This is a genomic window from Allobosea sp. 05T422_2, assembly GCF_056396265.1.
The window spans coordinates 1-8829 of sequence record NZ_JBFTLD010000275.1 but is presented as its reverse complement, the minus strand read 5'-3'; the positions used below and the strand labels follow the sequence as shown (position 1 = coordinate 8829).

At 65.9% G+C, this 8829-nt stretch carries 6 protein-coding genes; 2 read left to right on the top strand and 4 right to left on the bottom strand.

What is annotated here, in order from left to right:
* The 3 genes from plsY to AC1DJT_RS30725 all read right to left on the bottom strand — a co-directional run.
* Window positions 1–521: glycerol-3-phosphate 1-O-acyltransferase PlsY (gene plsY / locus AC1DJT_RS30735; protein ID WP_476835533.1), on the bottom strand; the 521-nt coding region annotated here is incomplete at its 3' end.
* Window positions 522–557: 36 nt separating this feature from the next.
* Window positions 558–1850 (bottom strand): dihydroorotase, encoded by a 1293-nt coding sequence (pyrC, locus tag AC1DJT_RS30730; protein ID WP_441507668.1) that lies wholly within the window; start codon window positions 1848–1850, stop codon window positions 558–560.
* Window positions 1851–1922: 72 nt separating this feature from the next.
* Window positions 1923–2867, bottom strand: coding sequence for an aspartate carbamoyltransferase catalytic subunit (locus AC1DJT_RS30725; protein ID WP_476835532.1), 945 nt, complete (start codon window positions 2865–2867; stop codon window positions 1923–1925).
* Window positions 2868–3161: 294 nt separating this feature from the next.
* Between AC1DJT_RS30725 and topA the strand changes: the two genes are divergently transcribed.
* Window positions 3162–5846 carry a type I DNA topoisomerase gene (topA, locus tag AC1DJT_RS30720; protein ID WP_476835531.1) on the top strand — a complete coding sequence of 895 codons (2685 nt, stop codon included), beginning with the start codon at window positions 3162–3164 and terminating at the stop codon, window positions 5844–5846.
* 243 nt (window positions 5847–6089) lie between these two features.
* Here the strand turns inward: topA and AC1DJT_RS30715 are convergent, their stop codons facing one another.
* A complete protein-coding gene (locus AC1DJT_RS30715) occupies window positions 6090–7160 on the bottom strand; it encodes a DUF2778 domain-containing protein (RefSeq protein WP_441507622.1) in 1071 nt (356 codons plus the stop codon).
* A gap of 661 nt (window positions 7161–7821) precedes the next feature.
* On the opposite strand from AC1DJT_RS30715, the gene AC1DJT_RS30710 reads away from it, so the two are divergent.
* On the top strand, window positions 7822–8829 hold a 1008-nt coding region (locus AC1DJT_RS30710), incomplete at its 3' end, for a DNA translocase FtsK (protein ID WP_476835530.1).

The following is an 8829-nucleotide window of genomic DNA, read 5'->3' as shown; positions in this document are numbered from 1 at the left end:
GCCATGCGCGGCTCGTTCGCCCAGAACCAGAGCAGCAGCGGCGTCAGCAGGCTGGCGAGCAGCGCAGCAAGCGATGAATAGCGGCTGAGATAGGCGACGCTAAGCCAGATTGCCGCGAAGGTCACCGCGATCGGCCATTTCAACCCGATCAGAATGCCGAGATAGGTGGCGACGCCCTTGCCGCCCTTGAAGCGCAGCCAGACCGGGAAGAGATGCCCGAGGAAGGCACCGAGCCCGGCGAGGAGCGCAGCATCCCGGCCGCCGATCAGATAGAGCCCGACGAGCACGGCCGCCGTGCCCTTGAGCATGTCGCCCACCAGGGTCAGCGCCGCCAGCTTCTTGTTGCCGGTGCGCAGGACATTGGTGGCGCCGATATTGCCCGAGCCGATGCTGCGAAGATCAGGTCCGCCGCTGAGGCGCGTCAAAACGACACCGAAAGGGATCGAGCCCAGCAGATAACCGATGGCCACGGCAGCCAGTGCCGAAGACCCGGGCAGGCCCAAACTCATCATCTCAGGCATTCCGCCCCCGCTTCCCCAGGCCATCGCCGCAAGAGCTTAGACTGCGTCCGCCTCGTAGACCACTCGTCCGGCAACGAAGGTTGTGCGTACCAACCCATCGAGCCGCGCCTCGTCGAAGGGCGAATTCTTGGCCCGCGATTTCAGCTTGCGCTTGTCGACGACATAGGGCGCGTCGGGATCGAGCAGGATCAGATCGGCCGGAGCTCCGACCGAGAGGCGCCCGCACGACAATCCAAGCAGAGCGGCCGGGCGCGTCGAAAGCGCCGCCAGCAGTGTCGGCAGATCGGTCTGCCCTGCATGGACCATGCGCAGCGCTGCCGACAGCATCGTCTCGATGCCGAGCGCGCCATTGGCGGCCTCGGCGAAGGGCTGGCGCTTGGTCTCGACATCCTGCGGGTCATGGTCGGAGACGACGACATCGATCACGCCCTCGGCCAGCGCGGCCACCATGGCGAGCCGCTCGTCCTCATGGCGCAGTGGCGGCGAGACCTTGCAGAAGGTGCGGTAGTCGCCGACGTCGTTCTCGTTCAGCGTCAGATTGTTGATCGAGACGCCGCAGGTGATCCGCACGCCATCGGCCTTGGCCCGGCGCACGAGTTCGACGGATTCGGCGCAGGAGATCATCGCGGCGTGGTAGCGCGCGCCGGTCGCCCGCGCCAGGCGGATATCCCGCTCCAGCATGACGGTCTCGGCTTCGATCGGAATGCCCGGCAGGCCCTTGCGGCTGGCGAACTCACCCTCGTTCATCACGCCGGCGCCGCGCAGGTCCGGATCCTCGAGATGGTTCATCAGCAGCGCATCGAAATCGCGGCCGTAGATCATGGCGCGGCGCATGACCTGCGGATTGCGCACGGCCCGGGAGCCATCGGTGAAGGCGACTGCGCCTGCTTCGAGCAGCAGGCCGAACTCGGTGATCTCCCGGCCCTCGATCCCCTTGGTCAGGGCAGCAGCCGGCAGCACGTTGACGACCGCCTTGTCGCGGGCACGGCGCTTGATGAAATCGATAATGGCGGGATCGTCGATCGGCGGATCGGTATCCGGCCTGCAGACGACCGTGGTGACCCCGCCGGCCGCGGCGGCCTGCGAGCCCGTGCCGAGCGTTTCGCGGAACTCCGCTCCCGGTTCACCGAGAAAGGCGCGCAGATCGACCAGCCCTGGCGCGAGGATTAGGCCGCCCGCATCGACCCGCTGCACGCCCTCGCCCGTCGCCGGAGCGGCGCCCCAGGCGATCTCCGCAATCGCACCATCGCGCAGCAGAAGCGCACCCGGCCCCTGCCGGCCCGATGCAGGATCGACCAGTTGGGCGTTGACGATCGCAAGCTCGCGCATTTCGGACATGATCTCGCTCGGTCTCGCCTTCAGTGTTGTGTTCCAACCGGCCGGGGAATGGCTCGGCCGCGCTCAACCATTGGGCAGATGCTGGGCCAGCGCATCCAGAACCGCCATGCGGACGGCGACCCCCATCTCGACCTGCTCGCGAATCAAGGACTGAGCGCCGTCAGCGACTTCCGAGGAAATCTCGACGCCGCGATTCATCGGGCCGGGATGCATTACGAGCGCGTCCGGGCTGGCCAGCGCGAGCTTGTCGCGGTCAAGGCCGAAATAGCGGAAATACTCCTTCGGCGACGGCACGAAGGCGCCGTGCATGCGCTCGAGCTGGAGACGCAGCATCATCACGATATCAGCCCCTTCCAGTCCCTTCTTCATGTCGGTGAAGACGGAGACGCCCATACGCTCGATGCCAACCGGAAGCAGGGTCGAGGGGGCGATCAGGCGGACCTTTGCGCCAAGCGCATTGAGCAGGATGATGTTGGAGCGGGCGACCCGCGAATGCACGATGTCGCCGCAGATCGCGACGGTCAGCCCGGCGATCCGGCCCTTGTTGCGGCGGATCGTCAGCGCATCGAGCAGGGCCTGGGTCGGGTGTTCATGCGCACCGTCGCCGGCATTGACGACAGAGCAGTMGACCTTGCGGGCGAGCAGGTTGACCGCACCGGCGGCGTGATGGCGCACCACCAGAATATCGGGGCGCATCGCGTTCAGGGTGKCGGCCGTGTCGATCAGCGTCTCGCCCTTCTTCACCGAAGAGGATGCTACCGACATGTTCATCACGTCGGCGCCGAGGCGCTTGCCGGCAAGCTCGAAGGAGGCCTGCGTGCGCGTCGATGGCTCGAAGAAGAGATTGATCTGGGTGCGGCCGCGCAGGGTCGCCGTCTTCTTCTCGACCTGTCGCGAAAGCGCGACATAGTCCTCGGCGCGATCGAGGAGAGCCTCGATATCCAGATGCGACAGGCCCTCGATGCCGAGGAGGTGGCGGTGCGGATAGGTCGGGGCTGGCGATGTCATTTGAAGGTGGTTGTTTAGGCACAGACTCAAGACGGCGCAAGCGGCGAGATGGCCATTGTCCAGCGCTTCGTCCAAGGGCGGGCCGGAGCGACCGCGCGGGGAACGGCCGGAAAGCGACAGTTGATCGCCGCGCCACTGTTGCATTCGCGCAGCAATCCCTATTTGACAGCGCTGTCGTGCTGAACCACTTTCGCGCGCAATTCCGAACCTGACCCCGGGCGCCCAGCGCCAAGCCAGGCCGGACCGGCACGATGCGTGCTGGCCCTGCCCCTTTGTCATGAGACTTTAGCTGCCATGAAGCTCCTCGTCGTCGAGTCGCCGGCCAAGGCCAAGACGATCAACAAGTACCTGGGCTCCGATTACGAGGTCATCGCCTCGTTCGGGCATATTCGCGACTTGCCCGCGAAGGACGGCTCGGTTGATCCCGAAGACGACTTCAAGATGCTCTGGGAAATCGAGGGGCGCGGCGCCAAGCAGGTCGCGGAGATCGCCAAGGCGGCCAAGGGTGCCGAGAAGATCATTCTCGCAACCGACCCGGATCGCGAGGGCGAGGCGATTTCCTGGCACGTGCTGGAAGCGCTGAACCAGAAGCGCGCCATCAAGGGCATTCCGGTCGAGCGCGTCACCTTCAACGCCGTGACCAAGGATGCGGTGCAGAAGGCCCTCGCCAACCCGCGCCAGATCGATCAGGCCTTGGTCGACGCCTATCTGGCGCGCCGCGCGCTGGACTATCTTGTCGGCTTCACCCTGTCTCCGGTGCTCTGGCGCAAGCTGCCCGGTGCCCGCTCGGYCGGGCGCGTCCAGTCGGTGGCCCTGCGCCTCGTCTGCGAGCGCGAACGCGAAATCGAAGCCTTCAGGGCCCGGGAATACTGGTCGCTGGTTGCGACGCTCGCGACAGATACCGGCGCGACCTTCGAGGCTCGCCTGGTCGGAGCCGACGGCAAGAAGATCACCCGGCTCGACATCGGCACCGGGGCGGAGGCCGAAGCATTCAAGGCGGCGCTGGAGACAGCTCTCTTCAACGTGGCGCAGGTCGAGGCCAAGCCGGTCAAGCGCCAMCCCTACCCGCCCTTCCAGACTTCGACGCTGCAGCAGGAAGCCTCGCGCAAGCTTGGCATGGCACCCGCCCGCACCATGCAGGTTGCGCAGCGGCTCTATGAAGGCGTCGACATCGGCGGCGAGACCGTCGGTCTCATCACCTATATGCGAACCGATGGCGTCGACATGGACGGCAGTGCCATCACGGCTGCCCGCAGCGTCATCGGCAAGGAGTTCGGTGCGGCCTATGTGCCGAGCGCGCCCCGCAAATACACGGTCAAGGCCAAGAACGCGCAGGAAGCCCACGAGGCCATCCGCCCGACCGATCTCGGCCGGCTGCCAGCGATGGTCGTGCGCCATCTCGAGCCCGAACAGGCCAAACTCTACGAGTTGATCTGGAAGCGCACCATCGCGAGCCAGATGGAATCGGCCTCGCTGGAGCGCACGACGGTGGACGTCGCCGCCAAGGTCGGTTCGCGTCATCTGGAGCTGCGTGCCACCGGTCAGGTCGTGCTCTTCGACGGCTTCCTGACGCTCTATCAGGAGAGCCGCGACGACGAAGAGGATGAGGACAGCAAGAAGCTGCCGCCGATGAAGGCGGGTGACGGGCTGGAAAAGCGCGCCATCGCCGCCGATCAGCACTTCACCGAGCCGCCGCCGCGCTTCTCCGAGGCGAGCCTGGTCAAGCGCATGGAAGAGCTCGGCATCGGCCGGCCCTCGACCTATGCCGCKACGCTGGCCACGCTGCGCGACCGCGAATATGTCCGCATCGAGAAGAAGCGGCTGGTGCCCGAGGACAAGGGCATGCTGGTCACCGCTTTCCTCGAGAGCTTCTTCGGACGCTATGTCGAGTTCGACTTCACGGCGAGCCTGGAAGAGAAGCTCGACCGTGTCTCAAATGCCGAGATCGACTGGAAGGCGCTGCTGCGCGAGTTCTGGGAAGAGTTTACCCAGGCCATCGCCGGCACCAAGGACCTGCGCGTCACCGAGGTGCTGGAAGCGCTGAACGGTGTGCTGGGAGAACATATCTTCCCAGCGCGCGGCGATGGCGGCGATCCGCGCACCTGCCCGACCTGCGGCACCGGTCAGCTCTCGCTGAAGCTTGGCAAGTTCGGCGCTTTCGTCGGCTGCTCGAACTACCCGGAATGCCGCTACACCCGGCCGCTGACCGTTCCGGCCAATGACGGCGAGGCCACGGCCGAGGGTGGCCAGGGCGCGCCCGGCGTGCGGGTCCTTGGCAAGGATCCGGTCACGGATCAGGATGTGACGCTGCGTGACGGTCGTTTCGGCCCCTATGTCCAGCTCGGCGAGGGCGAGAAACCGAAGCGCCAGAGCTTGCCCAAGGGCATGAGCGCGGCTGCCGTCGATCTCGACAAGGCGCTGGCATTGCTTGCGCTGCCCAAGGAGGTCGCGAAGCATCCGGAGAGCGGCGAGCCGATCCTGGTCGGCATCGGTCGCTACGGCCCCTACGTCCAGCACGGCAAGACCTACGCCAATATCGACAAGGACGACGATGTCCTCGCGCTCGGCGGCAACCGCGCCATCGACCTTATCGTCGCCAAGGAGAGCGGCGCGGGCGGAGGACGGTTCGGTCGTGGAGCGGCGGTGCCAGGACGGGAGGTCGGCGAGCATCCTGCTGGCGGCAAGCTCGTCGTGCGCGCCGGCAAATACGGCCCCTATGTCAACTGGGGCAAGGTCAACGCGACCCTGCCCAAGGCGATGACGCAGGAGAGCCTGACGCTCGAACAGGCGGTCGAACTCGTCAACGCCAAGGCCGAAGCCGGAGGCGCGAAGGGCGGAGCGAAGGCAGCCGCCAAGACGAAGCGTCCAAGCGCGGCGAAGGCGCCAGCCAAAGCGCCGGCAAAGAAGGCTGCCGGCAAGACGGCCGCCAAGGCTGCGCCGAAGTCGAAGGCCAAGACCAAGGCCGACGCCGAGGGCTGACCCTCGGCGTGCTCTCGCTTCAGGGAAGAGGCTGGCCAAGCTTATCGCGGCGAGGCTTCAGCCCGGCTCAATCTTCGCGCCCTATGGACATGCTCCCATAGGGCCAGCGCTGTTCTTGATGCCGATAGGCTTCCCCCTGCTCCAGGAAAAGCGGCCAGCCTGGGTCGGCGCAATGCAGCGACCGATTGGATTCGTTGCGCAGTGGAGGAAAAGCGGCCTCGGACGCGGGCCGCGAAGTCCGGCCTACATGCTGGCTACGACGACCAGGCGTTTGACCTCACCCCTGAGATAGGCCTGCAGGAACTTGTCGTAGTCCCTGAACGAAACGCATCCGTTCGAATCCCCTCGCGGTCCGAGGAGGTAGGTATGCGCCAACAGGCCGGCGCGTCCGTGGATGGCGCCGCTGCCGCCGACCGGGTGGAGCCGTATGGCCCGCACACCGTGGAAAAGAGCCTCGCGCTCCTTCAGATCGTAGACATGCGGCGGCGTGACACCCTGCATCCTCACATGCGCGAAGCGTGGGTCGTCCATCTTGTCGCCGAGCCCAGAATGCGCCTCGAGCCGGTCGCCATTTGGCATGTACACCATGCGCGCCGAGATATCGTAGATGGCCGTCGCCTGGGCCGAGACGCCCGCCGAAGCCGGCAAGGTCGGGCTGAGCTTTCTGCCGCGGCTCCTGTCGACGACGTCGTCCTCCGGCGCTGCATAGGCGAGAGCCGGCCCCGACGAGCGCTGCACCCCAAAGATCTTCTCGAAGAACGAGCGGTTATCTGCTGCCGTCGGCGCGGGCGGGACGGCGGCGGTCCGTGTCCGCCGGGTGGTCTGGCGCTCGACTACGCGCGGAGCCTCCGGATCGGCGGGAAGGCGAAGCTCGGACGGGCGCGGCACCGGAAGCGGCGTAATCTGAGCGAGCTTGGGCGCGTCCTGCGGCTGCGGCACCGGCGCAACGATCTCCGGTTCGACGGCCGGAGCCGGCAGCTCGACGGGGTCGGCAGGGGGCGCCGCGGCGGATTGGAAGCCGGCGGCCAGGGGAGAGCTTTCGCCAAGGGTGAGAGGAGCCGGCCCCAGCGAATAGTCGGGATCAAGGAGCGGATCGTAGCGTCGGCTGGAAGCGACCAAGATCGGTTCCAGCATGGGGGCAAGCTCACGCACGGCAGAGACGATCGGCTGACCGTCCTTCTGTGCCCAGAAGCCGGCTGCCGCGCTCAGACCCAGGGTCGCGACGACGAAGGCAATTCGGGAGAAACGGATCCTGTGTCGGCGATTGCGCGCACGAGGGGCGAGGCCAGCAGTCGGACCGGACGAAAAACTCATGCGTCGTACTCTCGGGATACTCTGGTACTCTTCCCGCCTCCGACGCGCGCCAACACCCACCCCGCTCACGCAGACTCATCACGATGAGCCGCAAGCGGGTCGGCTTGCTGTCCCGATCTTCAGTGCTGGGAAACCCTAACTGTGTTCGATCTTGATTAAGCGCGCGCTTGGTTAATCATGAATGAAGCTGAATCATGTTTTTCAAAGTGCGACCCTTTGGCGCGTCCGACGCTCAGCCCCCTCGGCAAGCACTGCGGCAGGCCCCGTATCTAACGACGGTGAGGGAAGCTGTGGCGTTGCGTGGCTCGCTCCGTCCGGCTTGAGTTTCACGAGGCGTTAACCCTGCCCCGATACGCATTCAGCACCACCGTCCCTTCCAAAATAGTAGCCGTAACTGTCGATGCGTAAGTTGAAACTCTATCCGCAACGTATCGACGGAAACGACGATCATTGCCCGACATCCATGCCCGGCAGCTCTGACGAGAGGGCCGCGAGGCAGGTCCCTCACGGTCTGCGCGCTCAGCTGCCCGTTTCCGCGGTCATCACTCCCGTGCACCGAGCGCCGGACCTTGACGCGGCGCCCAGTCGTGTGCGCTACACAAGGACGCCGGACCATCTCCTGCGGAAGGTGTGGGGTGGGCTGGAGGCTACGACGACACCCATGGTGGACGTCGACGCGGTCGTTGAGGCCAAGGTCGAGATCGATCCATGCGATGCGATCCCGCCTGCGGACGAAGACCATGTGAGTTTCGAAGAAGCCACGCCGGAAGTAGCCGCACGGGAAGTCATGGAGATCGTTCCCGCTGAGAGCGAGGCGGATGGCGCACTCGAGCTCTACGCGAATATCTCGGACCATGCGTTCTGGGATCTTGGGTCGATCTCTGCCGAAGGCATGTCCAGCCCCGCGCCTGAGGCGCCGTGGGAGGAGCCAGCGACGCCTCTGCACCGGGACTATGCCGAAGACGCTCCATCCTCAGTCGAGAGCGGGGACGCTGATGCGGTCCTTGCTCTTCCGGTTAGCGACCTAGCACTGAACGTCATTCCCAGTTCCGCTCCGGCCTTGAGCTGGTCGCAAACCTATACGGTCAACCTCCAACTCGGAGGCGCTGCATGGTCCAAGAGCGACATCGCGCCCGGTGTGCAGGCGTCCGGCGAAAGCCGCTCGCATGCCGAGCCCCGCGTGGCGCAAGCCGTTCTGCCTGCAGCCAAGCTGGAAAGCGAGCCTGAGCCAACCCGGAATGGCGAGGCCGACGAACCTGCCGGTGTCGATCGTCAGGCAAGACGACGCAAGGCGCTGCCTGCGCCCGCACCCCTCATGCAGACGGGCGTCTTCGAGCTGCCGCCGCTGAGCTATCTTGCCGAGCCGAAGACGCAGCCCGAGGCGGCGGTCTCGACCGAGACCCTGCAGCAGAATGCGGGATTGCTCGAAGGGGTGCTCGAGGATTTCAACATACGCGGMGAGATCGTCCAGGCCTGTCCCGGCCCGGTCGTGACGCTGTACGAGCTTGAGCCGGCGCCGGGCATCAAGTCGTCGCGGGTGATCTCGCTGGCCGACGACATCGCCCGCTCGATGAGCGCGATCTCGGCGCGTGTCGCCGTCGTCCAGGGCAAGAACGCGATCGGCATCGAACTGCCCAATGCCAAGCGCGAGACCGTCTTCCTGCGCGAG